Annotated in this window: 21 protein-coding genes and 2 tRNA genes; 9 read left to right on the top strand and 14 right to left on the bottom strand. The window is 71.4% G+C overall.

The genetic code is table 11. The features are described from left to right. On the top strand, window positions 1-714 hold a 714-nt coding region (locus tag DEIPI_RS28570), incomplete at its 5' end, for an HD-GYP domain-containing protein (protein ID WP_052351619.1). A gap of 6 nt (window positions 715-720) precedes the next feature. On the opposite strand, the gene DEIPI_RS0104625 is transcribed toward DEIPI_RS28570, so the two are convergent. Then, entirely contained in the window at window positions 721-1,047 is a 327-nt protein-coding gene (locus DEIPI_RS0104625; protein ID WP_027480998.1) for a hypothetical protein, read from the bottom strand. A 109-nt stretch (window positions 1,048-1,156) separates the two neighbouring features. On the opposite strand from DEIPI_RS0104625, the gene DEIPI_RS0104630 reads away from it, so the two are divergent. Continuing rightward, complete coding sequence (locus tag DEIPI_RS0104630) at window positions 1,157-1,840, top strand: LexA family transcriptional regulator (protein ID WP_027480999.1); 684 nt, start codon at window positions 1,157-1,159, stop codon at window positions 1,838-1,840. Window positions 1,841-1,868: 28 nt separating this feature from the next. Here the strand turns inward: DEIPI_RS0104630 and DEIPI_RS0104635 are convergent, their stop codons facing one another. Beyond that, window positions 1,869-2,924 (bottom strand): DNA topoisomerase IB, encoded by a 1,056-nt coding sequence (locus DEIPI_RS0104635; protein WP_027481000.1) that lies wholly within the window; start codon window positions 2,922-2,924, stop codon window positions 1,869-1,871. Window positions 2,925-3,060: 136 nt separating this feature from the next. Here DEIPI_RS0104635 and DEIPI_RS0104640 point away from each other — a divergent pair. The 3 genes from DEIPI_RS0104640 (at window position 3,061) to tig (ending at window position 4,732) form a co-directional block, all read left to right on the top strand. Then, window positions 3,061-3,137: transfer RNA gene (locus DEIPI_RS0104640), tRNA-His, on the top strand. 51 nt (window positions 3,138-3,188) lie between these two features. Continuing rightward, window positions 3,189-3,273 (top strand) — tRNA-Leu (locus DEIPI_RS0104645). 103 nt (window positions 3,274-3,376) lie between these two features. Continuing rightward, window positions 3,377-4,732 (top strand): trigger factor, encoded by a 1,356-nt coding sequence (tig, locus tag DEIPI_RS0104650; RefSeq protein WP_027481001.1) that lies wholly within the window; start codon window positions 3,377-3,379, stop codon window positions 4,730-4,732. Window positions 4,733-5,033: 301 nt separating this feature from the next. Here the strand turns inward: tig and murA are convergent, their stop codons facing one another. The 7 genes from murA to DEIPI_RS0104685 all read right to left on the bottom strand — a co-directional run bounded on the left by murA (window position 5,034) and on the right by DEIPI_RS0104685 (window position 13,672). After that, complete coding sequence (gene murA / locus DEIPI_RS28575) at window positions 5,034-6,350, bottom strand: UDP-N-acetylglucosamine 1-carboxyvinyltransferase (RefSeq protein ID WP_045233661.1); 1,317 nt, start codon at window positions 6,348-6,350, stop codon at window positions 5,034-5,036. Window positions 6,351-6,595: 245 nt separating this feature from the next. Continuing rightward, a complete protein-coding gene (locus tag DEIPI_RS0104660) occupies window positions 6,596-7,363 on the bottom strand; it encodes a nucleotidyltransferase family protein (protein WP_045233662.1) in 768 nt (255 codons plus the stop codon). A 22-nt stretch (window positions 7,364-7,385) separates the two neighbouring features. Continuing rightward, complete coding sequence (locus tag DEIPI_RS0104665) at window positions 7,386-8,708, bottom strand: sensor histidine kinase (RefSeq protein WP_027481003.1); 1,323 nt, start codon at window positions 8,706-8,708, stop codon at window positions 7,386-7,388. A 29-nt stretch (window positions 8,709-8,737) separates the two neighbouring features. Beyond that, a complete protein-coding gene (locus tag DEIPI_RS0104670) occupies window positions 8,738-9,397 on the bottom strand; it encodes a response regulator transcription factor (RefSeq protein WP_027481004.1) in 660 nt (219 codons plus the stop codon). A gap of 48 nt (window positions 9,398-9,445) precedes the next feature. Then, the gene (locus tag DEIPI_RS35305) at window positions 9,446-9,916 is read right to left on the bottom strand and encodes a hypothetical protein (protein ID WP_052351620.1); all 471 of its coding nucleotides are present in this window, start codon (window positions 9,914-9,916) and stop codon (window positions 9,446-9,448) included. A 229-nt stretch (window positions 9,917-10,145) separates the two neighbouring features. Continuing rightward, on the bottom strand, window positions 10,146-11,873 hold the full coding sequence (locus tag DEIPI_RS0104680; RefSeq protein WP_084474032.1) for an ATP-binding cassette domain-containing protein: 1,728 nt from the start codon (window positions 11,871-11,873) through the stop codon (window positions 10,146-10,148). A gap of 44 nt (window positions 11,874-11,917) precedes the next feature. Beyond that, a complete protein-coding gene (locus DEIPI_RS0104685) occupies window positions 11,918-13,672 on the bottom strand; it encodes an ABC transporter ATP-binding protein (RefSeq protein ID WP_027481006.1) in 1,755 nt (584 codons plus the stop codon). A gap of 207 nt (window positions 13,673-13,879) precedes the next feature. Here DEIPI_RS0104685 and DEIPI_RS0104690 point away from each other — a divergent pair, with 207 nt between their 5' ends. Together DEIPI_RS0104690 and DEIPI_RS0104695 are read left to right on the top strand one after the other, a co-directional pair. Continuing rightward, complete coding sequence (locus tag DEIPI_RS0104690) at window positions 13,880-15,106, top strand: lipase family protein (RefSeq protein ID WP_027481007.1); 1,227 nt, start codon at window positions 13,880-13,882, stop codon at window positions 15,104-15,106. Window positions 15,107-15,237: 131 nt separating this feature from the next. After that, entirely contained in the window at window positions 15,238-16,560 is a 1,323-nt protein-coding gene (locus DEIPI_RS0104695) for a lipase family protein (protein ID WP_027481008.1), read from the top strand. Window positions 16,561-16,636: 76 nt separating this feature from the next. Here DEIPI_RS0104695 and DEIPI_RS0104700 read toward each other — a convergent pair whose 3' ends face one another. The 5 genes from DEIPI_RS0104700 to DEIPI_RS0104720 all read right to left on the bottom strand — a co-directional run bounded on the left by DEIPI_RS0104700 (window position 16,637) and on the right by DEIPI_RS0104720 (window position 22,388). Then, entirely contained in the window at window positions 16,637-18,034 is a 1,398-nt protein-coding gene (locus DEIPI_RS0104700; protein WP_027481009.1) for a mercuric reductase, read from the bottom strand. A gap of 94 nt (window positions 18,035-18,128) precedes the next feature. Then, window positions 18,129-18,776 carry a flavin reductase family protein gene (locus DEIPI_RS0104705; protein WP_027481010.1) on the bottom strand — a complete coding sequence of 216 codons (648 nt, stop codon included), beginning with the start codon at window positions 18,774-18,776 and terminating at the stop codon, window positions 18,129-18,131. 9 nt (window positions 18,777-18,785) lie between these two features. Beyond that, window positions 18,786-19,688, bottom strand: coding sequence for a hypothetical protein (locus tag DEIPI_RS0104710; protein ID WP_027481011.1), 903 nt, complete (start codon window positions 19,686-19,688; stop codon window positions 18,786-18,788). A gap of 8 nt (window positions 19,689-19,696) precedes the next feature. After that, window positions 19,697-20,947 carry a DUF790 family protein gene (locus DEIPI_RS0104715; protein WP_027481012.1) on the bottom strand — a complete coding sequence of 417 codons (1,251 nt, stop codon included), beginning with the start codon at window positions 20,945-20,947 and terminating at the stop codon, window positions 19,697-19,699. A gap of 1 nt (window position 20,948) precedes the next feature. Beyond that, window positions 20,949-22,388, bottom strand: a complete 1,440-nt coding sequence (locus DEIPI_RS0104720) for a DEAD/DEAH box helicase (protein ID WP_045233663.1) — start codon at window positions 22,386-22,388, stop codon at window positions 20,949-20,951. A gap of 88 nt (window positions 22,389-22,476) precedes the next feature. Here DEIPI_RS0104720 and DEIPI_RS28585 point away from each other — a divergent pair, with 88 nt between their 5' ends. Beyond that, complete coding sequence (locus DEIPI_RS28585; protein ID WP_045233664.1) at window positions 22,477-23,148, top strand: M48 family metallopeptidase; 672 nt, start codon at window positions 22,477-22,479, stop codon at window positions 23,146-23,148. Window positions 23,149-23,483: 335 nt separating this feature from the next. Then, window positions 23,484-24,564, top strand: a 1,081-nt coding sequence (locus DEIPI_RS28590; protein ID WP_045233665.1) for an acyltransferase family protein, incomplete at its 3' end; no start/stop codon positions are given.

Genomic DNA, 24,564 nt, shown 5'->3' on the forward strand with positions numbered 1-24,564 from the left:
CGCCTGCGGACCGAGGCGGCGCAGCAGGCGCGCGAGCACGCCGAGGCGCAGGTGCGGGCGCGCACGGCGGAGCTGGAGGTGGCGCAGCAGGAGATCGTCACGCGGCTGGCGATGGCGGCGGAATACCGAGACGACGTGACGGGCAAGCACACGTGGCGCGTCGGGTACGTCGCGGGAAGGCTCGGGGCGGCGCTGGGCCTGACACCCGCGCAGACGGAGGTGCTGCGCTCGGCGGCGCGTCTGCACGACGTCGGCAAGATCGGCATCCCGGATCACATCCTGCTGAAGCCCGGCAAGTTCACGGACGAGGAGTACGAGGCGATGAAGCTCCACACGGTGCGCGGCGCGCAGATGCTGTCGGGGAGCCAGTCCGCGCTGCTGCGCATGGCCGAGGAGATCGCGCTGACGCACCACGAGCGCTGGGACGGACGCGGCTACCCGCACGGCCTGTCCGGCGAGGAGATCCCGCTCGTCGGGCGCGTCGTGTCGGTCGCGGACGTGTTCGACGCCCTCACGCACGAGCGGCCCTACAAGCGGGCCTGGACGACCGGGGAGGCGCTCGCGGAGATCGGGCGGGGCAGCGGCACGCAGTTCGATCCGCGCGTCGTGGAGGCCGCGCTGCGTCTGATGGGCGAGGCGTCCTTCTTCGAGGAGATGGAACGCGACCTCGACGAGCGTCCGGAGCAGCTCGGTCCGCGGGTCGAGCACCGCTGACTCCGCTCAGGGCCGCTGTCTGCGCGAGACCCCGCCGATCCCGAGCCTGGACTCCACCGCGTGTCCGAGCACGTCGAGGAAGCCCGCGCCGGACCAGCCGACGACGGCGCTCGCCGCGACGAGGAAGAGGGCGCTCACGTCGAGCCATTCGAGCAGCAGGGCGCAGGCGGTCGCTCCGGCGACGCCCGCGCCGAGGGTGGCGGCGAGGACGCGCCTCCAGCGCGGCAGGGTGTCCTTCATGCACTGCCGTACGAGCTGGACGCCCGAGGCGGCGGTGAAGGCGGCGAGCAGGACGGGCAGGACGGCGGGCAGATCGGTGTGGTTGAGGGGCAAGGCACGCTCCTTTCCGAACGCGTTCTGCCATCAGCGTAATATTCAGTCAGTCATAAAACAAGCCGATTAGTTCACACGCGGCATTCCTCAAGAGAGGTACGCTGACTCCATGAGCGCCCCTCACCAGTGGCTCCGCGAGCTCCGCGTGCGGCTCGGCCTCAGGCAGGACGAGGTCGAGACCCGCACCGCCGCCCTCGGCGAGGACGCCCGCGTCACCCAGTCCTACCTCTCCCGCCTGGAGCGCGGCACCAAACCCATCGTCGCGCTCACGCCCGCCCGGCTCGACGCGCTGCGCCGCGTCTACCACGTCCAGCCCGACGAGTGGGCCGCCCGTACCGGCCTGCGCCTCGTCGCCGCCGCCGCCGCCGACGAGATCGAGGGCACCCTCGACCACATCCGCGTGCCCGTCCGCGCCCTCGCGAACGCCGGCATCCCCCTCGACGACGAGGGCGGCGCGGGAACCGCCACCCTCGACACCGAACTCGTCCCACGCACCGACTACCGCGGCGGCATGGTCGTCCTCGAAGTCCACGGCGAGTCCATGACCCTCGACGGGGAAGGTATCCGCCACGGCGACCGCGTGTACGTGGACCGCTCCGACCTCGAACTGCGCGAGGGCAAGATCTACGTCCTCAACGTCCACGGCGCCGGCACCGTCGTCAAACGCGTCCGCCGCTACGACGGCGAGTTCTGGCTCACCAGCGACAACCCCGACTACCCTCCCCTGCGACCCGACGCCGTCACCGTCGTCGGGCGGGTCTACTACCACCAGCCGCGCGGCAGGAGACTCTGACCGTCCCGGCCGCCGACGTGTCGGCCCGTCAGTCGGCGGCCTGCGCCACCTCCGCCCTGCGGCGACGACGGCCCTTCACGAACTCCTCCTCCAGCATCCGCGCGAGCGCCTGCTCCGACCGCGACAGGCCCTCCACGGCGTTCGCCCGTTCGCGCTCCGTGCGCGGCTCGTAGTCGTCGAGCAGACGCCCCTCGAAGTAGCGGTCGAAGATCACCGGGCAGATGTAGTGACCGCGCACCACCGCCGGGGTGTTCCCGAGGTCCTCCGCGACGTGCTTCACGCACTCCACCACGACCTTGCGCGCGGCGCGCTCGCTGTCCTGCAGGCCCACCTCCGCGAGGTACTGCGCCGCCGCGAGCGTCCCGCCCCACGTGCGGAAGTCCTTCGCGGTGAAGGGCCCCATCACGTCACGGATGTAGCCGTTGAGGTCGCCGGAGCGGATCCGCACGATCCCGCCCTCCGTCTCCGCCTTCCAGAGGTGCTGCCCGGGCAGCGCGAGCAGTTTCTCCACGTTCGCGGCGAGCGTGCGGTCGGTCGTGGCCTTGTGCTGCCAGATGCCGTGCTTGCCCTTGAAGTGGAACTCCACCGTGCTTCCCACGACCTTCACGTGCCGCTTGCGCAGCGTGGACAGCCCGAAGGTCTTGTTCTTCACCGCGTACTCCTCGGAGCCGACACGGAAGTGCGCGACGTACAGCAGGCGCGTCATGAGCGCCATCACCTTGCGCGGCGGCAGACCCGACGCGCGCAGGTCCTTGCCCGTCAGGTCGCGCAGGGTGGGCAGGTGACGCGCGAAGCGCGCGAGGCGCTGCCACTTGCGGCTCGCGCCCGCCTGAAGGAAGTCGGGGTGGTAGCGGTACTGGAGCCGTCCGGCGGCGTCCCGTCCGAAGGCCTGGAGTTCCGCGTCCGGGTCGGGCGAGACGAACACGTCCCGGTAGGCGGGCGGCACCGCCAGCTTCGAGATGCGCGCCAGGTGCGCCTCGTCCGTCAGTTCGGTTCCGTCGGGGTGGAAGTAGCGGAACTCGCCGACCTTCTCGCCCTCCCGGCGAAGGTACTCCTCCTGCAGCAGTTCGGTCCGCGAGGTCATGGTGCCCCCACCGTAGAGGGAGCGCGTGTGCGGGGGTTCCGAACGCGCTATAGACGGCCTTGAGCGGTCCGCGCGCCGACGTATTGACATGCCTCGCCGGGAGCCTTAGGATGTTGAAGCCTCGCACGAGGTCGTGGTGGGTTTAGCTCAGTTGGTTAGAGCGCCGCTCTGTGGAAGCGGAGGCCGTGGGTTCAAGTCCCATAATCCACCCCACAATCATCCAGGTCGCGCGTACTCCTTAGGGGGCCGTACAGTTTCGGTAACGCGAGGATGGCGGAACTGGTAGACGCGCCAGACTTAGGATCTGGTATCGGAAGATGTGAGGGTTCAAGTCCCTTTCCTCGCACCACAAGCGCAAAGCGGCCCCTACGCACGGGGCCGCTTTGTCGTGAAGTGGACCAACCATGGCAGCACGCGCCGCAGAAGGCGCGCGAACGAACACCAGGAGACGTATGGCAGAGCTGATCAAACGTGAAGGCAACAAGGTCGAGTTCCGCGTCACGGTCCCCAAGACCGACGTGCAGAACGCTTACTCGCAGGTGTGGAGCGCCGTGTCGCGCGACGTGCGCGTCCCCGGCTTCCGCCCCGGCAAGGCGCCCCGCAGCGTCCTCGAGAAGCGCGTCGGCACGGGCTACATCGAGGGAGAGGTCCGCGACCGTCTCCTCGACCGCTTCTACCCGCAGGCCGTCCGCGAACTCCAGCTCAACCTCGTCGACGCCGAGATCACCCCGGAGTCCCTCGAGGAAGGCGCCGACTACTCCTTCACCGTGAAGGGCGAGACCTACCCCGAGGTGAAGCTCTCCGACTGGAACGGCGTGCAGCTCAGCGCCAGCGCCCCCGAGATCACCGACGAGGTCCTCGAGCGCACCCTGCGTGACCTGCAGGAACGCAACGCCACCTTCGAGAGCGTCGAGCGGCCCGCCGAGGCGACCGACATGGTCACCATCGAGGAGCTCGGCGAGGAGGGCGGCACGTACCCCATCTACCTCGACGTCGCCGAGGAGCACGTCCGCGAGGCCCTGCTCGGGCACGCCATCGGCGAGGAGGTCACCATCGAGGTGCCCGCCCACGACCACGGCGACCACGTCCACGAGGCGCAGAGCGTCAAGGTCCGCATCGTCGACATCAAGCACAAGAAGCTCCAGGACCTCGACGACGAGTTCGCCAAGGGCCTCAACTTCGACTCCATCGAGCGCCTCCGCGCCGACCTGCGCGGCGAACTCGAACGCCGCGCCCAGGCCGAGGGCGAGAACGCCCGCCGCGAGGAATTCGTCGAGAAGCTCGTCGAGGGCATGACCGTCGAGATCCCCGACGCCCTCATCGAGCGCCGCCAGAACGCCATGCTCGAGGAGATCAAGGACGACCTCGGCCGTCAGGGCGTCAAGTGGGACGAGTACGAGAAGTTCATGCAGGAGCAGAACAAGCTCGACGACTTCATGACCGACCTGCGCAAGAACGCCGAGACCCGCGTCCGCCGCGACCTCGCGCTCGAACAGCTCGCCGAGGACATGAAGATCGGCCTGACCCAGCAGGAACTCGACGCGAACCTGAACGCCCTCGCGCAGGCCAACCGCATCACCGTGCAGCAGCTGCGCAGCCAGCTCGGCCAGAACGGCCTGCAGGGCTACGCTGCCACCATCGTCCGCGACAAGGCCCTCGCGACCGCCGTCGCGCGTCTCGGCGCCGCCGAGACCGCCAAGGAGGAGCAGCCCCACGCCGCCGCGCTGGAATCCAGCGAGCCCGTGACGGAACCCACCGAGAGCGCCGAGGCCGCCGACAGCAGCGAAGGCGAGACCAAGAGCGAGTAACGCCACCACGAGGAGAAGCCCCGCCGATCGGCGGGGCTTCCTTCTTTGACGGGCGCTCGCTCGTGGCTGGGGCGGTGAAGAGGGACCGTCCGCGTTTGGGCGGCGTACGGACCTGCCTGCGTACGCTCTCCCTGCGTACGGACCGGGGCGGCCCGGTCCTCATGCCGGGGGCGGTGACGTGTCTCTGCACTCATGGCGGGAGCGGTCCCTCGCTTTCGCTTCGTGCGTCGACGCGTCTCTCCACCTGTGGGCGGGACGGCCCGGTCCTCATGCCTGGTGCGCCCACGCGTCTCCGTGGTCTTCAGTCCATCGCCACCGGCAGCACCACACCCGTCGGCGGGACCGCCACCGCCTCGGGTTCCGCGTGGCGGATGTCCGCGCCGATGCTCGCGAGGCGGGCGGCGAGGTCCTCGTAGCCGCGGCTGAGGTGACGCACGCCGTCCACGACCGTCTCGCCGTCCGCGGCGAGGGCGGCCACGACGAGCGCCGCGCCGGAGCGGATGTCGGCGCCGCGAACGCTCGTGCCGCGCAGGCTCGTGCCTCGGATGACCTGCACGTGGTCGGCGAGCTCGATGGAGGCGCCCATGCGCAGCAGTTCCGGCACGTGCGTGGTGCGGGCGTAGATGCGGTCCGTCATGACGCTCGTGCCGGGCACCGTCGCGAGCAGGGCGCTCATGATGGGCTGCAGGTCCGTCGGGAAGCCCGGGTACTCCGTGGCGGTGACGTTCACCGGACCGAGGTCACGCTGCGTCGCATCGACGTGGAGGCTGTCCTCGCCGAGTTCGGTGACGGCGACGCCCATCTCGGTGAGCTTGTTCGACACGGCCCGCAGGTGCGCGGGGTTGACGTTCGTCAGGGTGAGCTGCCCGCGCGTCGCGACGGCCGCGATCATGAAGGTGCCCGCCTCGAGGCGGTCCGGGATGACGCGGTACTCGCCGCCGTGCAGGCGCGGCACGCCGCGGATCGTGATGGTGGGGGTGCCCGCGCCCCGGATGTCCGCGCCGAGGCTGTTGAGGAAGTTCACCATGTCCACGACGTCCGTGTCGGGCGAGCAGTGCTCCAGCGTGACCTCGCCCTCACCGAGGACGGCGGCGAGGACGGCGTTCTGCGTGCCGCCGACCGTGAGGAGCTCGAAGAGGTACGAGCCGTGCATGACGCGGGGGCGGGTGGCGTGGAAGACGTCGCCGTCGTCGCGCAGGTTCACGCCGATCGCGGTGAGGGCCTTGACGTGCTGGTCCACGGGCCGTTCGCTGAAGGTGCAGCCGCCGGGCACGCCGACGTGCGCCTCGTGCGCTCGTGACAGGAGCGCGCCGAGCAGGGTGATGCTGGCGCGCAGTTGACCCACGAGCGCGTGGGGCGTGACGGTGGTGGTGAGTTCGGGCGTGTGGAGGCGCAGGCTGTGCGCGCCGACCCAGTCGGCGCGGGTGCCGAGGTGCGAGAGGATGTCGAGGAGGGTGTGGATGTCGCGCAGGCGGGGGATGCCGTGGAGCGTGACGGGTTCGCTCGTGAGGAGGCTCGCGACGATGATGGGGAGCGCCGCGTTCTTGCTGGGCTGAACGGCGAGGGTGCCCCGGAGGGGTTGGCCGCCGTGGATGATCAGGGGGGTGTCGGGGGTCATGCGCGACTCCTTTCGGGACGTCAATCAGAGGTCAGTACGACAGCATGATACACATCATGTGTATGTTGCACATGATACTTCGGATGGTATGGATGGGATGCCCCTTGGTGGCTCCTCACTTCTACAATTCTGCGATGAGGAACTGACCGTGGTTCCTCAGAACACATCCCGGTCTACACGAGGCGTTCATGGAAGTTTGCGTGCTTCTAGAGCGAAAGCCCGCACGACCGCCCGCACGCCTCCCTTCATGAGACGCCCGGCACCGTGCCGGACGCGGCCAGACGCTCCCGCACGAGCTTCAGATCGTCCTCCTTGTCCACGTCCGTCCCGACCGCCGCGTGCCCCGTGACGAGCGCGCGGGCCTCCACCCCGAGGATGGCCGACACGCGCCGCTCCAGTTCCCGCACCGACAGCCGTCCCACGAGCAGCCGGACCAGCACGCCCCAGCCGATGGTGCCCGCGAGCGCCACGGGCCGCTTGCGCAGCGCGAACAGCGTCCGCAGGCGCGGCAGGAAGCGCGACACCAGCGTCGGGTCCAGCAGGAACACGTTCCCGCCCGTGAAGGTTCCCTCCGTGAGGCGCGCGTACGTCCGCTTCACGCCCGGAAAGGCCGCCTCGCAGGCCGCGCGCGTCACGACCGGATACACCAGACCCACGTCCGGGGCCGCGTCGAGGACGTCCCGCAGCATCTCCCCCGTCATGAGCGGCACGTCCGCCGTCACCACCAGCACCCGCGCCTGCGGCCCGAGCGCGTTCACGCCCGCCTCGAGGTTCGCCAGCAGCGACCCCGCGTCCGCGAGGTTCAGGTCCACGAGCTCCGCCATGCCCTCCCCCAGCGGACCGACGTAGGCGACGCGGTCCACGCGTCCGCTCTCGCGCAGCGCGCGCAGCACGTACGCCGCCATGGGACGGCCCTCCAGGTCGATCAGGGCCTTCACGGGCACGCCGTGCCCCACCGCGAACGGGTCGCCCGCGTCGCCTCCGCCGAGCACGACGGCATTCCAGTTGCTCATGAGGGGTAGGGTAGCAGGCGCGTCACTCCCGCGCGACGTCCTCGTAGGCGTCCACGTCCTCGTCCTCGTCCTCGTCGCCGACCATCACGTCCGGAATGGTCAGGACGAACACCGCGCCGCCCGCCTCGGCGTTGCCGCCCGTGAGCTCCCCGCCGTGCAGCTGCGCGATCTGACGCGCGACCGACAGGCCCAGCCCGGAGGAGCCGCTGCCCGACACGAACGGATCGAAGATGCGCTCGCCCAGCTCCGCCGGGAGGCCCGGGCCGTCGTCGGACACCTCGAAGCGCAACCCTTCGGGCGTGCCGCTCAGGTCGAGCTGCACGCGCCCGGAGGGACCCACCGCGCGGCGCGCGTTCGCGAGGAGGTTGCGCAGCGCCTGCACCAGCCGGTCCGGGTCGCACAGGACCATCGTGCGCCAGTCGCCCGTGTAGAGGGTGCCCGGCACGAGGCGGTCGAGCCGCTCGCGCAGCTGCGAGGCGGGCAGGAAGTGCAGCGCGAGCGTCAGGTCACGCTGCCCGCGCGCGAGCTGCATGAGGTCCTGCGTGGTGAACGCCAGCTCCTCCGCGACACCCTGCGCGCGGCGCACCTCCTCGTCGCCGGTGCGGACGGCGGCGCGCTCCAGGTACGCCTTGATGGCCGTGAGGGGCGCGCCGAGCTCGTGGACGATCTGGCCCAGCAGCGCCTTCTCGCTCTGCTTCTGCGCCTCGATGCGGCCCAGCAGCCGATTGATGGCCTCCAGCAGCCGGTACACCTCGTCCTGACGGCGCGGCAGCGGGATGCTGCCCACGCTGGGGTCGAGACGCTCCGCGACGCGCGCGGCGTTCGCGAGGCCGCGCAGCAGGTAGCGCCCCACGAACCAGCCGACGATCAGCATCAGCGCGGGCGCCACGATGAGGCCCGCGAACAGGAACTGCCACGCGCTGCGCTGCGTCGCGACGATCGCGTCGTCCGGGAGGCCCACCCAGATGCTGCCGCTGTCCACGCCCGGCTGCGGCACGGGGCTGAGCGGCACCACCACGCCGCGCACGCTCTGCCCGTTGTCGAGGACCTGACGGCCCTCCACGATGAGGGGTTCGAGCGCCCCGAGGTTCTGCGAGCGCACCAGCACGTTCCCCTCGGGGCCCGCCACCACGACGAGCGCGCCGCCGGACGAGCGGAGGTTGCCGAGGCCCTCGGTGCTGCCGAAGATGAGGCTGCGCACGTACTGCGCCTGCTCCGCGAGCCGCGTCTCGAACTGACGGTTCACCTCGCGCGTCAGCAGGTACGTGCCCGTCCCGGCGAGGGCCGCGACGAGCACGAACGCGATGAGCGAGTAGACGAGGGCCAGCCGGAAGCGCAGGGTCATGACGGAGGCTCAGCGGTCGCGAGGGGCGCTCACGACTGCAGGACGTACCCCACGTTGCGGATCGTGCGGATGCGCAGGTCCGAGCCGACCGTCTCCAGCTTCTTGCGCAGCTGCGAGATGCGCACCTCCACGGAGTTGCTGTTCGGCGTCTCCCAGCCGTAGAGGTGCGACTCGATGTCGGAGCGGGAGAACACCCGGTCGGGCGTGCGCATCATGAGCTCCAGAATGCGCGCCTCGTGCTCCGTGAGGGCGCTCGTGGCGTCCCCGGCCTGCAGCGTCAGCGAGGACGTGCTGAGGTTCGTGTTGCCGAGGCTCACGCCGCCCCCGGCGGCGGTGCGCCGCAGCAGCGCGGAGATGCGCGCGTCCAGCTCGGGCATCGCGAAGGGTTTCGTGAGGTAGTCGTCGGCGCCCGCGTTGAGCCCGGACACGCGTTCCTGCACCGCCGAGCGCGCCGACAGGATCAGCACGGGCGTGCTGGAGTACTGCCGAAGCGCCTGCACGAGGTCGAGGCCGTCGCCGTCGGGGAGGTTCAGGTCGAGGACGATCAGCTGGGCGCTGTGCGTTCCGAGCCACGCCTGCGCGTCGCGCAGGGTGGTGGCGTGATGAACCTGATAGTCGGCGGCGAGGTACTCGCGCAGCAGGGGGCCGAGGTGCGGATCGTCCTCGACGAGCAGGATCTGGGCTAACACAACGGGGCTCCTTGTGGGGTGGTCGGGGCGAAGCGTGCCGCGAGGACGTCAGGGCCTGGACTTGTCGTCCTTGCCCTTGTCGTCCTTGTCGTCACTCTTGCCCCGGTTGTCTTTTTTTTCCTTGTCACCGGTGGTGTCCGTCTTCGGCTTCAGACCGGGAAGGCTGAAGGACCGGCTGTTCACCGAGTCGACGGGCGTGACGGTGACGGTGACGCCGCGCGAGGCCAGGACCTTCGAGAGGGTGCCCGCGCCGCCGTCGAGGACGATCTGCGAGCCCTGCAGCACGCCGGTGTAGCTTCCGAGCACGGTGGTCTCGTCGTCGCTCATGAGCAGCACGAGCACCGGGCCCTTCGTGCCCGACGCCACCTGCAGGGTCAGGCTGCTGCCGGCGCTGCGGCCGTAGCCGAGCAGGCCCTGCAGGTCCCGGTCCATGACCCGCACGGTCACGGCGGAGGCCGCGCCGCCGAGGGCCAGCACGAGGGACAGCATGATCGCGAGGGGCTTGAGGAGTCTGGTCATGTCTGTTCGTCTCTTCCAGTGTAACGCGCCCGCCCTGGGGAGGGGGGACGCGGCCTCGCGCGTCCCGAGCGGAGCGGCCGGGGAGTCCCCGGTACGCTGACCAGTTTAAAAATCGAAGCTGACGCGGATTTGAACTCTCCAAGCGTCCTCCTCCGTCTCCGCTCACGCGAGTCTCAGGCATGGAGAGGGGAGTCCGGTGGCCCGGACTCCCCGCCTCTTCCCTCCCCCGTCAGTCCGTCACGGGTTCGTCCTCGGCCCACAGCTCGCGCATCTCCGGGCTGCGCTCCAGCAGCTCCCCGAGGCGGCCCTGGTCCACCACGCGGCCCTCGCTCAGCACGAGGATGCGGTCGGCGCGCAGCAGCGCCGCGCGGCGATGCGACACCACGAGGCAGGTCCTCTCCCCGGCGTCCTCGGCGAGGCCCTCCCACAGGAGGCGTTCGGTCTGCGCGTCGAGGGCGCTCGACAGGTCGTCGAAGACGAGCAGTTCCGCGTCGCGCGCGAACATGCGGGCCGCCGCCGCGCGGCTCACCTGACCGCCGGAGAGCTTCACGCCGCGCGCGCCCACCACGGTTTCCAGGCCACGGTCGAGCTGCGTGACGTCCGGCGCGAGCACCGACAGGTCCAGGGCGCGCTGCAGCCGCCCCTCGTGGGCGCCCTGCAGCACGTTCTCGCGCAGGGTCTCCGAGAAGAGCTGCGGCAGCTGGGACGTGTACGCGCTGCGCGGCGGCACGAAGAAGCTCGCGGGATCCTCGACGGCGCGGCCGTTCCACGTGATCCGTCCCCCCGAGGGCAGCAGGCCCAGCAGGGCGCGCAGCAGCGTCGTCTTGCCGCTCCCGATGCGGCCCGTGATCACCACGAACTCGCCGCGCCGCACCACGAGGTCCACGTCCCGCACGCCGCGTCCGCTCTCGTGGAGCGCGGTGAGGCCCTCGGCGCGCAGCTCGCGCAGTTCCTCACGCGCGGGCGGCGGCGGCGCGGCGGGCGGCTCGGACGAGAGGTGCAGGTCGTGGTGCTCCACGATCTGCCCGGGCTTCGCGTCGCCGAGGAGGCGCAGCATGCGCTCGAAGCTGACGCCCGTGCGGCGGTGCTGCGCGAGCATCCCGCCGAAGAAGGTCATGCTGTTCGCGAGGCGCGGCAGCAGCGTCGCGAACAGCACGAAGTCCCCGACGGTGAAGCTGCCCGCGCGGATGCTGGAGGCGGCGAGCAGCAGCACCATGCCCGTCGCGACGCTCACCATGTTCGTGTTGACGCTGCGGATCAGCTCCGTGAGCAGCACATCGCGCAGCGCGGCGTGACGGCGCGTCTCGCCGAGGCGCTCCAGGTGCGCCACCATCATCGGTTCGCGCGCGGCGAGCTTCACGGTGGACACCGCCGCGAAGGCCTCCCCGACGAAGTCCGTGACCCGCGCGGTCGCCTCGCGGGAGCGTCGGCGGTAGGCGCGGATGGTGTTCGACAGGAAGCGCACGAGGATCACCATCAGGAGCAGGGGCGCGCACACCACCACCGTGATCAGGGGATCGATGGACCACATCAGCGCGAAGGACACGAGGGCGTAGAGCAGGATGCCGGAGCCGTCCGTGAAGAACTCCGTGTACTGCGCCACCTCGTTCACGTCGTCACGGAAGCGGCTGACGGCCTCGGCGGGCGTGTCGGGCAGACGGCGGGCGCGCGGCGCGGTCAGGAGGTGGCTGAGCAGGTTGCGCCGCACGAGCGCGTCGAGCCGGTACCACAGGTCGATCCAGAGGGTGAAGGCCGCCGAGAAGACCCCGAAGCGCGCGAGCCGCGCGAGCCCGAAGGCGGCGAGCGCGATCCACGCGCCCGTGAGGTCCCCGAGCCGCAGGCGGTCGAAGAGGACCTTCGCGGCGTACGCGAACGCGACGGGCACCGTGTGGAACGCGCCCCACAGCACGAGGTTCACGACGAAGAGCCCGCGCCGGTACGAGAAGAGGCCGCCCATGAGGCGCAGGGTGGAGAACTCCGGCTTCGCGCGTGGCGTGACGGTCACGACAGCACCTCCTCGAGGTCGCTGCGGCCCGCGCTGAGCAGGGCGCTGTAGCGGCTCGCGCGGTCGCGGGCGAGCGTCTCGCGCGGGCCGTACTCCAGCACCCGACCGTCTCCGAGCACGAGGATGTCGTCGGCGCGGGCGACGGTGTCGAGGCGGTGCGCGATCACGATGGCGGTCCGTCCGCGCAGCAGGTTCGTCATGGCGAGCGTCAGGCGGGCCTCCGTGGCGGGGTCGAGGCGTGAGGAGGGCTCGTCGAGGATCACGACGCCGGGGTCACGCAGCAGCACCCGCGCGAAGGCCAGCAGCTGCGCCTCGCCCGCCGAGAGGCTGCCCGCCGCGAGCGGCGTGCGCACGCCCTCGGGCTGCCCGGCGAGCCAGTCGCCGAGGCCCGCCTCCTTCAGCGCCTCCTCGACGCGGTCGTCGGGGACGCGGTCGTCGAAGAGGGTGAGGTTGTCGCGCACGGACGCCTGGAAGAGCTGCACGTCCTGCGTGACGACCGCGACGCGCTCGCGCAGCGCGCCCGTGTCGAGGTCGCGCGTGTCGACGCCCGCGACGCGCACCGCGCCCAGGGTGGGGTCGTAGAGGCGCGTCACGAGGCGCGTCAGGGTGGTCTTGCCGCTGCCCGTGCGGCCCAGCAACCCCACGACGCGGCCCGCGCCGATCGTGAGGTCGACGCCGCGCAGGACGGGCGCGTGGTCCTCGCCGGAGCCGTAGGAGAAGGTGACGTCGTCGAAGCGGACCTCCAGCGGTCCCTCGGGCAGGGCGCGCTCGCCGGAGTGCAGGGTGGTGCGCAGCGCCAGCACCTCCCCGACGCGGATGAGGCTCGCGCCCGCCTTCTGGAGTTCCTGGAGCTGCTGCGTGAGCTGGTCGATGGGGTCCTCCACGAGGGTCATGTACTGGTAGTAGAGGTAGACGGTGCCGATCGTGACGAGCCCGGCGGCGTACATCCCGACGGCGGCGCCGAGCACGGCGGTGTAGCCGATCGCGAAGAGCACGAACGACGCGCGCCACACCACGGACCGGGAGATCCACGCGGCGCGCGACTTCCAGAAGAAGTCCTTCTGCACGCCGAGGAAGCCGCGCAGCGCGTGCGGGCCCGCGCCGAGGGCGCGCAGGTCGTCGAGGCCGGTGAGGCGCTCCTCGATGAAGCCGTAGAGGCGCGCGCTGGCCTCGCGCTCCTGCCGAGAGGGCTCCACGCCGATGCGGCGCAGGCGCAGCAGCACCGTGAGGGTGAGGCCCGCGAAGAGCGTCACACCGAGCCCGACGCGCCAGTCGCGCCACCAGAACACCCCGAGCGACCCGACGAGCAGCAGCATCGCGCCGAAGACGCGCACGCTGAACTGCGAGAAGAAGTTCGACAGGGCGGTCACGTCGCCGTCGACGCGTTCGATCATCTCGCCGGGCGTGTGGTCCTTGTGGTAGGCCATGTCGAGGTTCATGAGGTGCCGCATGAGGTCGGCGCGCAGCCGGTTCGTGGACGTCCAGCCGACGTCCGCGCCGACGTAGGTGGCCCCGGCCTGCATGAGCTGCACGATGACGGCCGCGCCGAGGTAGACGCCCGCGAGGCGGTAGAGGGTGGCGAGGGCGCCCTGCTGCTGCGCCGTGTCGATGAAGCGCTGGAGGACCAGCGGGACGTAGAGCTGCAGGCCGATGGAGCCGAGCAGCAGCACGGCGAGCAGCAGCACCCGCGGCCACTGGGGCAGCAGGTACCGCCCGAGCACCGCGAGCGCGGACCGCGAGGACGACGACATGCGCGCAGCGTAGCGTCGCGCTTCCGGAGGCCGCATCTGCCGTCGTGCCGATGGGTTCTTGGCACATCGCCCATGAGACGAAGGCACTCTGGACTTCAGGACACGTTCCGGACGCGCCCCGCGCGCTCCTTGAACCTGCCTTGAGCGTCCTCGCATCTCACGCGCGCGCCCTTCCGTGGACACTGACCGCAGAAACAGGAGGAGATCATGCCCGACCTCACCCGGCGCCTCGCGCTGCCCGTCCTCATGACGCTCGGGAGCGTTCTCGCGCAGAGCGCCCCCAACACCCTCGTGTCGAGCTCCCCGGCGGGCGTGTACACGCCCGCCGCCGTGTCGAGCGCGGGCCGTGCCCTGTACGCCCGCGTGAACGAGCCCGCCCCGAGGTACACGGTGCGGCGCTACGAGATGAGGGTGCGCTCCACCGACGAGCAGGGCCGCCCCATCACGGTGCGCGCGCAGATCTTCGTGCCGGACGTGCCGAAGGCGACGAAGCTCCCCGTGTACGTGCTTGGCGCGGGAACGACGGGCCTCGCGGACAACTGCTCGCCGTTCGACGAGCGGCCCGAGCAGCAGTCGTGGGGCTGGTACCAGGGCCACATGCTCTCCTACGCCGCGCAGGGCTTCATCGGCGTGATGCCCGACTACGCCAACTTCGAGGACGGCACGAAGCTCCAGCCGTACTTCGTCTCCGCGAGCGAGGCGCCGATCCTCCTCGACGCGGCGCGCGCCGCCTACCGCTTCTTTCAGGGGACCGGGAAGTCCCTGAAGGCGCAGCCCGCGCAGGCGGTGTTCTTCTCGGGGTACTCGCAGGGCGGGCACTCCAGCTTCGCCGCAGCCGACCTCGCGTCGAAGTACGCGCCGGAACTGCCCGTCCGCGGCGTCGTCGCGTTCGGCGCGACCACCAACGTGGAGGTGCTGTGGAAGGAGAACGCGGCCTTCGCGCCCTACGCGGTGGCGGCGTACGCGGACTACTACGGCACGAAGCGGGTGGATCCCGCGAAGATCCTGCTGCCGCGCGTGGCGTCGGGCCTCGACCGCAACGCGCGCTCGCGCTGCATCGGGGACCTGTACGAGATGTACGGCAAGCGTCCGCGTGACGTGTTCCGCCCGGAGTTCCTGCAGGCCCTGGTGGGCAACACGCTCTCGCAGAAGTACCCGGAGGTGGCGAAGGTCCTCGCGGCGAACAGTTCGGGCCTCTCCCCGAGCGCCGCGAAGATCCCGGCGTTCGTGGCGCAGGGCACCGCCGACGACATCGTCACGGCGACGGCGCAGCGGGTGTTCGTGCAGAAGCTGTGCGGGCTCAAGCGGCCCGTGACGTACCGCGAGTACATCGGCATCAACCACTACCAGACGCGGCAGGTGGCGATGAACGACGCGATGACGTGGATGCGCGGCGTCGCGGCGGGTCAGCCGGTGCTCTCCACCTGCAGGTGAGAGCGGACACGGGCCGCGGCGCGGGACGACGTTCCCGCGCCGCTTTCCCGCACGTCTTCATGAGTCGCGGTCTTGATGAATTCTTATCCTCCGGCACAGGCGATCCTTCAGGATGATGTCCGAGGACCCCCGTGACCGAGACGCCCCGACGCCAGCCCCACGCCCGCCCCCTGACGACCGCCCTCCTCACCGCCGCGCTCGCCCTCGTGCCGGGCGCGCTCGCCCGGCAGGCCGCACCCGCCCCCGGCGCGGTCCTCTCCGGGGAGACGCTCGGCACCGTCGCGCTCGCCGACGTCGGCCCCAGCGTCGAACGGCTCTACAAACGCAGCGGCATGCCCGCCCCGAAATACGCCGTGCGCCGCTACCGCCTCACCGTGAGCAGCACCGACGAGAGGGGACGGCCCGTCACGGTGCGCGCCCTGCTGTACGTGCCCGACATGGGGAACCGAGCGGCGCCCCTGTACGTCATGGGCCCCGGCACGACCGGCCTCGCCGACGCCTGCGCCCCCACCCGCGAGGACGCCGCGCGCGACAACTGGGGCAACTACGAGGCGCACATGCGCTCCTACGCCGCGCAGGGCTTCGTGAGCGTCATGCCCGACTGGGCGAACTTCGACGACCCCGCCAAGGTCCAGCCGTACTTCGTGGCGGGCTCCGAGGGCCGCGTCATGCTCGACACTGCCCGCGCCGCCCGCGCCTTCCTGCGCGGCGCGGAGGGCACGCGTCCCTCGGACCGCACGTACCTCGCGGGCTTCTCGCAGGGCGGTCACGCCGCCTTCGCCGCCGCCGACCTCGCCGCCACCTACGCGCCCGACGTGCGCGTCTCCGGCGTCATCGGCTACGCGCCCGCGATGGACGTCATGACGCTCTTCCGCGAACGGCCCGCGCTCGGCCCGTACCTCGCGCAGAGCTACGCCGCGTACTACGGCGTGGACGCCTCCAGGATCATCTCGCCGCGCTGGCTCCCCGGCCTCGGGCGCGAGGCGGCGCGCATGTGCGTCACGGACGTCTACCACCACTACCCCAACGACGCGCGCAGCATCTACCGCCCCGAGTTCGAGGCGGCCCTGAAGGCGGGCAGCGTGGCGGGCCTCGACCCGAAGCTCGCGGATCTCATGCGCCGCAACGCCCCCGGCTTCGCGCAGACCGGCCGTCAGATCCCCGCGCTCGTCGTCACGGGCCTCGAAGACCCGATCGTCACGGCGGACGCGCAGCTCACCTTCATGCGCAGGAGCTGCGCCTTCGGGCGGCCCATCGTGCAGCGCGCGTACGCGGGCGCGAACCACTTCACGGCGCGGCAGTTCGGCTTCCGCGACACCCTCACGTGGATGCGCGACCTCGAAGCGGGCCTCGCGGCGCCCACCAGCTGCCTCGACGCGAAGTACGCCATGCCGTCGAAGCGCGCGAAGACCCCGGAGAAGGGCACGCCCGTCTTCGTGGACAGGAAGCGCTAGCGGGGAGTGTCCTCCGGCGGCCCGGACCCCGCGCGGGGTCCGGGCCGTTCCGTTCCCGGCGACGTGGGACGGGTCGTCACTCCAGCGTCATGAAGAGGTTGTTGAGCGACTCCGCGAGCGTCGGGTGCGGCAGCATCGCGTCCCGCAGGGCCGTGTACGGCAGCCCTCCCATCATGGCGATGCCGAGCATGGACGCCACCTCTCCCCCGTCCATCCCGAGGACCGCCGCGCCGAGGATGCGTTCCGTGCGGGCGTCCACGACGGCCTTCATGAAGCCGCGCGTCTGTCCGGCCTCCACGGCGCGCGCCACGCGGCTCATGGGGAGCTTCGCGACGCGCACCTCGAAGCCCGCCTCGCGCGCCTGCGTCTCGCTCAGGCCGACGCGGCCCAGCTGCGGATCCGTGAAGACCGTGTAGGGCGCCACGCGGTCCTTCACGCTGCGCTTCTCGCCGCGCAGCACTTCTCCGGCCACGACGCGGTAGTCGTCGTAGGAGACGTGCGTGAAGGCCGGGCCGCCCTTCACGTCCCCGAGGGCGTACACGCCCTCGGCGGTGGTGTGCAGGAACTCGTCCACCTTCACGTGCCCGGAGTCGTCCACCTCCACGCCCGCCCGCGCGAGGTCCAGTGCCTCCGTGTTGGGCGCGCGGCCCGTCGCGACGAGCAGGTGCGAGCCGCGCACCTCGCGCTCCCCGCCGTCCACGGCGACGCGCAGCACCACGTCCTCCCCGTCGCGGCGGGCCTCCCGAGTCGTGGCCTCCAGCAGCACCTCCACGCCGTCCTCGCGCAGCATCCGCGCCATGGCGTCCGACACGTCGGGGTCCTCGCGGCCCAGCAGGCCGCCGCCACGCTGCACCACCGTGACGTCCGCGCCGAAGCGGCGGAACATCTGCGCGAACTCCACCGAGATGTACCCCCCGCCGAGGATCAGCAGGTGACGCGGCACCTCCGCGAGCTCCATCACGGTGGTGCTGTTCAGCGGGTTCAGGTCCCGCAGGCCCGGCACGTCCGGCACGGTGGGCCGCGCGCCCGTGTTGACGAACACGAGCGGCGCGCTCACCGTCCTCGTCCTGCCGTCCCCCTCGCGGACCTCCAGCTCACGTGGGCCCGTGAAGCGCGCCTCGCCCATCAGGAGCGTGACGCCCTCGTGGTCACGCAGGCCCTTCTCGCCGCTCTCACGCCACGAGTCCACGATCTCGCGCTTGCGCTGCCGGACGCGCGTCATGTCCACCGAGACGGGCCCGGCGTGCACGCCGAACGCCTGCCCACGGCGGGCCGTCTCGGCCGTCGTGGCGCTCGCCAGCATCGTCTTCGTGGGCGTGCAGCCCTCGTTGATGCAGGTCCCGCCGACGTGCTCGCGCTCCACGATCAGCACCCGGCGGCCCGCGTCCGCGAGGGCCCGCGCGAGGGGCGGTCCCGCCTGACCCGCTCCGATGATGACGGCGTCGAACGGCTCGGGCTGAGCGTCATGCGTCATGGTGTCTCCTCCGTGCGCCCTCACAGTCGAACGCGTGCGCGGACCGGACCGTCACCCACCGTACGTTCGCGGCGGACGGGTCTCCACCCGTCCTTCATTCCTGTTCCGCCCGTTCCACGCGCTCGCGCCACTGCGCCAGCGTGAGCCTCGGGATCTCCAGGAGGTCCGTGGTGCGGACGTACCCGCCCCGCCCGCCCATGCGGCCCAGCGCGCCCAGCGCGGGCGTGTCCACGTGGAAGCGCGCGGCGTCCAGCATCAGGTCGTCGCGGACGTGGATCGTCACGACCTCGCCCAGCACGACGCGGTTGCGGCCCACCTCCAGCGTCATGAGCTCCCGGCACTCCAGGTGCACCGGGGACTCCGCGATGCGCGGCGCCCGCACCAGCGCCGACGGCACGGTCGTGAGGCCCGCGTGCGCGAGCTCCTCCTCACCGTGCGGGAAGTCCGCCCCGGTGACGTTCATCGCGTCCGCGAGGTCCGCCGTGACGACGTTCACCACGAACTCCCGCTCGCGCCGCACGTTCGCGGCGGTGTCCTTCGCGGTGGCGCGGTCCCGGTTGCCCGGCCCGAACGCCACGAGCGGCGGATCGCTGCCCATCGCGCCGTAGAAGCTGTACGGCGCGGCGTTCACGCTGCCGTCCGGGTTGAGCGTCGTCACCCACGCGATGGGGCGCGGCACGACGACCCCGGTGAGGAGCTTGTAGCGGTCGCCGGACGCGAGGTCGGCCATGTCGAATCTCATGACCGGACCCTAGCGCGCCGTCTGCCGCAGCGTCTGTTCCTGCCGCACGACGACCGTCACGACGACGGGCAGCTCGGGCAGGTCCAGCCGCGTGCCGATCCGCGCGGTGGAGCGCGACTCCAGGCGCGATGCGAGGCCGTCCGGACGGAGCGTGGTGCTCGACGACGCCGTACCCGCCCCCACCTCCACCGTCTGACGCAGGCCGCCCGCCTCCACCGTCACGGTGGCGGGCCCGAAGGTCGAGGCGGTCTCCACGAGCCGCGTCCCGTCGGGCCGGGCGCCCCGGTACGTGAGGACGTTGCGGTACGTCACGTCGCCCGAGAGACTCACGCCCGGCAGGGAGGAGCCGAGCACCCGCGCGAAGTCCAGGCGGCCCTCCTGCGTGACGGGCGCGTCCACGGTCAGGGGACGCCCGTACACGGCGGGCGTCGTGCCGAACACGCCCGAGGTGTCGAGGCTCTCCACGACGCGGCGCAGTTCGGGCGAGGTGCCGGGGAGCGCCTCGACCCGCGTCGTGCCGTCCGGGGAGATCACCTGCCGGTAGCGCAGCTTCTGCGTGAGGCCCTCGATCGTCTGGTCCGACGTGACCTGCAACGCCACCGAGCCGTCCGCGGTGGGCGGAAGGACCCGCAGGTACTCCACGTACGAGAGGTTGACGGGCTTCGGGTTGCCGCCCGCGCCCGCGAAGCGCCGCTTGTAGTCCTCCAGCGCCTCCGCCGTGAGGCGCACGTTCGGGCGGGGCTCCACGCGGACCTCCTCGACGGTCCCGACGAGGGTCTGCGTGACGTCGTACGTGACGAGCGTCCCGGCGGGCGCGGTGACGGCGAGCGTCACGGGCGCGGTGTCCCCACCGGACTGGGCGAGGACGGTGCCGAGGGCGAGCGCGAGGCCGAGGGTGAGGGCGCGGGTCATGAGCGATGCTACGACGCCGCCGCCTCCGCCGCGCCGCCTTCCTCACCTTCGAGGACCGCGAGGACCGCGCGGGGCTCCAGACGGCCCTTGTACGTCACGACCCGCACGCCCTCGGGAAGGTCCGTGAGCTTCACGCCCGCCGCGTCGAGGTTCAGGCGGTCCGACACGGCGAGGATGAGGTCCGTGCGGCCCGACGTGCGCACCCCCCGGAACTTCTTGCGCAGGTACTCGGGCCGCCAGTAGCCCACGATCTCCAGCAGCGTGCTGCGCCCGTCCGGGTGGACGAGGCGGAAGTCCGGGACGATGACGCCGCCCGTGACGGGCACGAGGTCCACCTCGCGCTCCAGCTTCCAGTCCGTGCGGAGCTTCGCCCAGCGCGCCGCGAAGGCCTCCTCGACGATGCTGTCGAACTCCGCGTCCACCTTGTAGTGGCTCACGAGCCCGCAGTCGCTGTCCAGGGTGAACGTGGCGCTCTCCGGTGCGCCCTCCAGGTCGCGGCGCGGCCTCAGTTCGGCTTCCAGGCTCCACTTCGTGACGTGCAGCAGCGCGGGCAGGAACTTCGCCATCGCGAGGCCGTAGCGGGTGGAGGGCCGGAAGAGGCTCGCGGGGCCGTCGAGGGTGAGGGTGAAGCCGTGGTCCGCGTCGCCGTCCACGACGACCATCAGCCCGAACAGCTTCATGTACTTCAGCAGCTGCTTGTAGCGCGCGGGGTCGTTGCGGTGCGCGTGCACGCGCAGGGCGTAGGCGCGGTACAGCACGCCCTGCACCTGCGCGAGGTTCCAGCGGTGCAGCAGTTCCTCCGGGGTGGGCGGCGTGAATTCGGAGAGGACGAAGTTCTCCTGCAGGTCCGCGTAGAGGTTCGACTCCACCTCCTCCGGGCGCAGCGCGAGGCCCTCCTCACCGAGCTGCGCCGCGACGCGCGTCAGGACCGCCGCGCGCGACGCGCGCCCCGCGAGCCGCGACGCGAGACCGAACACGCGGGCGCGCAGTTCCGTCGGCGGGACGGGCGAGCGCATCTCGAAGGTGGAGAAGTCGCTCGCGAGGAGGTGCGCGAGGCCCCGCACGACACGGTACCCGGCGGCCGAACCCTCGTGCGCGGCGACGCGTTCGTCGAGCTCCGCGCGGCGCAGGCCCACGCCGCCCGAGAAGACCTCGATGAGCTCCCGCGCGAGCCCCACGTGCGCGAAGTTCAGCGCGAGCCGCTTGGGCACCACCGTCTCCGCGCGGTAGCGGTACATCAGCAGTTCGGTCGGCAGCACGCTACAGGTCCTCCCAGTCGATCGGGTCGGGCGTGATCTCGTCGAGGTACGGCACGGGACTCGCGGGCTCCTGGCCGCGCCGCCTGCGCGCCACGCCCTCCTCCGTGGTGTCCTCCGCGACGACCTCGTACAGCACCGCCTGCTTGCCCTCCGCGCGGCGCAGGATCCGCCCGAGCCGCTGGGTGTGCTCGCGCTCCACGCCCGTGCCGGACAGCACGATCGCGACGCTCGCCTCCGGCACGTCCACACCCTCGTTCAGGACGCGGCTCGTGACGAGCACCCGGTAGTCGCCCTTCCTGAACGCGTCGAGGAGCGCCACGCGTTCCTTCACGGGCGTCTGGTGCGTCAGGGCGGGCAGCAGGAACTCGCGCGACACCCGGTACACGGTGGCGTTGTCGTCCGTGAACACCAGGACGCGCTCCTCCGGGTGCTGCGCGAGGAGCTCCTCCAGCACGCGCAGCTTGCCCTCCGTGCCGAACGCGAGGGAGCGCGCCTCGCGGTGCGCGAGCATCGCCGCGCGGCCCTCCGGGGTGCCCGAGCGCATCACGAAGGTCCGCCAGCCCTCCAGGTTCCCCAGGTTGATGCCCGAGCGGCGCAGGAACGCGTTGCGCGTCGCGATGGCCGCGTCGTAGCGGGCGCGTTCCGCCGCCGAGAGCTGCACCGTGATCCGCACCTCCCGGTAGGACGCCAGCGCCGTGCCCGCCAGTTCCTCCGGCGTGCGGCGGTACACCAGCGGCCCCACCAGGCCCTGCAGGTCGCGCAGCCGCGCGCCCTGCGGCGGCGTGGCCGTCAGGCCCAGCCGGTACGGCGCGATGGAGTACTCCGCGATCACCCGGTTGAAGTCCCCCCCGAGGTGATGCACCTCGTCGAACACCACCAGCCCGTAGCGGTTCCCGAGGCGTTCCGCGTGGATCGCGGCGGAATCGTACGTCGCGACGAGCAGGGGCGTGTCGTCCTTCGAGCCGCCGCCCAGCAGGCCCAGCGGCGCGTCCGGGTACGTCGCGAGGAAACCCGCGTACCACTGGTGCATCAGGTCCAGCGTCGGCACCACCACGAGGCAGCTTCTGGGCGTCGCGTCCAGCGCGAGCTGCGCCACGAGCGTCTTGCCCGCCCCCGTCGGGAGGACCACCAGCCCCCGGCGACCCGCGCGCTTCCACGCGTCGATCGCCTCCGTCTGATGCGGGTAGGGCGTCACGAAACGGCTCGGGCTGAGCTTCAGTTCCTGGAAGTCGCGCGCCTCGTCGCGCAGCTCGGCGCCGTCGCGTCGCACGGCCTCCAGCAGTGCCCGGTACCGGTGGGCGGGCACGCGGAAGCGGCCCACGCGGTCGTCCCACTGGGCGTGCTCCGCCCAGCCCTGACCGGCGGGCGCGGGATGGAGGAGGAGGGTGCCGCGCTCGTACCGCAGCGTCGGCTGCGACCGGGCGGAGGAAACGCGCGTCATGTCCAGACCAAGCTACTACGCTCTTCGTGAAAGCGCATGATGTCCGTTACGGACGCGACGAAGCGGCCCCGCACGCTATCCTGGGAAGGTGAACGTCGTGATCCGCCGCTCCCGCCGCCGCACCACCATCGCGCTGCGCGTCACGCGCACCGACGTCGTGCTGCACGCCCCCCACGGCGTCCCCGAGCCCGACCTGCTCAACTGGGTCGAGCGCAAACGCGGCTGGATCGAGAAGGCGCAGGCGCACTTCGCGCAGCGCACCCCCCACCACCACACCCTGGAGGACGGCAGCACCCTCCCCCTGCTCGGCCAGACCCTCACCATTCGCCGCGGCCCCCATGAGAGCGTCACCCGCCATGGCGAGGAACTCCACGTCCCCGACCTGCCCCACCCGCAGCTCCTCGGGCACGTCGAGCACTGGTACCGCGAGCAGGCCCTCGCGTACTTCACGCCCCTCTCGCACGAGCTCGCCGCGCGCCTCGGCCGCGCCCCGCGCGACGTCAAGCTCACCGAGGCCCGCACCCGCTGGGGCAGCTGCACCGCCAGCGGCGTCCTGCGCTACAACTGGCGCGTCCTGCTCGGCCCGCCCGACGTCGCCCGCTACCTCTGCGCCCACGAGGTCGCGCACCTGCGCGAACTCAACCACTCCGCGCGCTTCTGGACGCACGTCGCCACCCTCTGCCCCACCTACGCCCAGGACCGCCGCCGCCTCCGCGAGGAAGGCTGGAAGTACAACCTCAACGCCGAACCCACCCGCTGAAGGAGAGGGGAGCCGCGTACGCACCGGAGCGGTCCGGTGCTTCTGTGGAGGCCGTCGACGGCCTCCACAAGCCTGGGGGCCTTGAGCCTCCATTCAATTTGGCACTCCGCCCACGGCACCGAAATCCCGCGTGAATACGATGAAATTCACGCGCGTCATGCCCCTCGTGTCCGTCGGGAGCGTGACGCGTCCGTCCGAAGCCACGACCGGGCCCCGCCCGGACCCGACCCCTCGCGACCAGCCACGGCGACGGGACCAGAGGCCACCACCATGACCACAGACCACCGCAGCGCGCGGCCCACGCCCCACCCCCATCGTCACGAAGGGAGGGCCTCGTGACGGCCCCGCAGGACAAACCCGTCGACGCGTCCCGCGACAACAACTTCGACGCCCTGCGCTTCCTCGGGGCGCTCCTCGTGTTCGTCTCGCACGCCACGTTCGTCCCGACCGGCACGCTCGACGCGGACCCGCTCTACGCCCTCTCGGGCGGACAGATGACCATCGGCTGGATCGGCGTGGGCCTGTTCTTCGTCGTGAGCGGCTACCTCATCACGCAGTCCTGGGAGCGCCGTCACGGCCTCGTGCCCTTCCTGCGCGCCCGCGCGGTGCGCATCTACCCCGCGCTGATCGTCGTGGTGCTCGCCATCTTCCTGATCGGCGGCCTCATCAGCACCGCCCCGAACTACTTCACGAACCCGGGCGCGCTCTCCTACCTCGGGAACATCCTCGTGCCGTTCAGTCAGAACCACCTGCCGGGCGTGTTCCAGCACCCCATGCCGTCCACGGGTGTCTCCGACAACTTCTGGACGCTTCGCTACGAGATCGGCTGCTACGTGCTGCTCGCCCTGATGGGCAGCCTGCGGGTGTGGCGGCGCGACACGGTGCTGGTGCTGTTCCTGCTGATGAGCTTCCTCTTCGCGGTCGGCGGGTCCGCCACGAACAACGGCTGGTTCGACCTGCCGCGCTACTTCGTCGCGGGCTCCCTCGTGTACCTCTACCGCGACAGGATTCGGTTCACGTGGCCGCTCGCGCTCCTCGCGCTCGCCGCACTCACGCTGACCGTCTTCACGGGCGGCATGAAGCTCGGCTTCTCCGTGTTCGGCACGTACCTCGTGCTGGCCCTCGCCTTCGCGCGCGGTCCGCTCGCGCGGATGGGCCTGCCGCGCTTCGGCAAGTACGGCGACTTCAGCTACGGCCTGTACCTCGTCGGGCTGTTCACGCAGCAGCTCGTGCAGCGTCAGTACCCGAATCTCGACGCCTTCGGGAACTTCATCCTCGCGTTCCCCATCGCGCTCGCGGTGGCGGTGGGTCTGTGGTACGTCGTGGAGAAGCCCGCGCTGGCGCTCAAGGGAGGCCGTCCGCGCGGCGCCGCGCCCACGCCCGCGCGCGTGCCCGTGGAGACCAGCCGCCGTCCCT

It is taken from the genome of Deinococcus pimensis DSM 21231 (genome assembly GCF_000519345.1).
GTDB lineage: Bacteria > Deinococcota > Deinococci > Deinococcales > Deinococcaceae > Deinococcus_A > Deinococcus_A pimensis.

Coding starts and splice junctions, on each gene's coding strand:
- DEIPI_RS0104710 (WP_027481011.1), bottom strand. CDS start 19,688: ATGACCCGCGCCCTCACCCTCGGCCTCGCGCTCGCCCTCGGCACCGTC.
- murA (WP_045233661.1), bottom strand. CDS start 6,350: ATGACCCCCGACACCCCCCTGATCATCCACGGCGGCCAACCCCTCCGG.
- DEIPI_RS0104685 (WP_027481006.1), bottom strand. CDS start 13,672: ATGTCGTCGTCCTCGCGGTCCGCGCTCGCGGTGCTCGGGCGGTACCTG.
- DEIPI_RS0104700 (WP_027481009.1), bottom strand. CDS start 18,034: ATGACGCATGACGCTCAGCCCGAGCCGTTCGACGCCGTCATCATCGGA.
- DEIPI_RS0104660 (WP_045233662.1), bottom strand. CDS start 7,363: ATGAGCAACTGGAATGCCGTCGTGCTCGGCGGAGGCGACGCGGGCGAC.
- DEIPI_RS0104690 (WP_027481007.1), top strand. CDS start 13,880: ATGCCCGACCTCACCCGGCGCCTCGCGCTGCCCGTCCTCATGACGCTC.
- DEIPI_RS0104665 (WP_027481003.1), bottom strand. CDS start 8,708: ATGACCCTGCGCTTCCGGCTGGCCCTCGTCTACTCGCTCATCGCGTTC.
- DEIPI_RS35305 (WP_052351620.1), bottom strand. CDS start 9,916: ATGACCAGACTCCTCAAGCCCCTCGCGATCATGCTGTCCCTCGTGCTG.
- DEIPI_RS0104630 (WP_027480999.1), top strand. CDS start 1,157: ATGAGCGCCCCTCACCAGTGGCTCCGCGAGCTCCGCGTGCGGCTCGGC.
- DEIPI_RS0104680 (WP_084474032.1), bottom strand. CDS start 11,873: ATGGGCGGCCTCTTCTCGTACCGGCGCGGGCTCTTCGTCGTGAACCTC.
- DEIPI_RS0104635 (WP_027481000.1), bottom strand. CDS start 2,924: ATGACCTCGCGGACCGAACTGCTGCAGGAGGAGTACCTTCGCCGGGAG.
- DEIPI_RS0104705 (WP_027481010.1), bottom strand. CDS start 18,776: ATGAGATTCGACATGGCCGACCTCGCGTCCGGCGACCGCTACAAGCTC.
- tig (WP_027481001.1), top strand. CDS start 3,377: ATGGCAGAGCTGATCAAACGTGAAGGCAACAAGGTCGAGTTCCGCGTC.
- DEIPI_RS0104720 (WP_045233663.1), bottom strand. CDS start 22,388: ATGACGCGCGTTTCCTCCGCCCGGTCGCAGCCGACGCTGCGGTACGAG.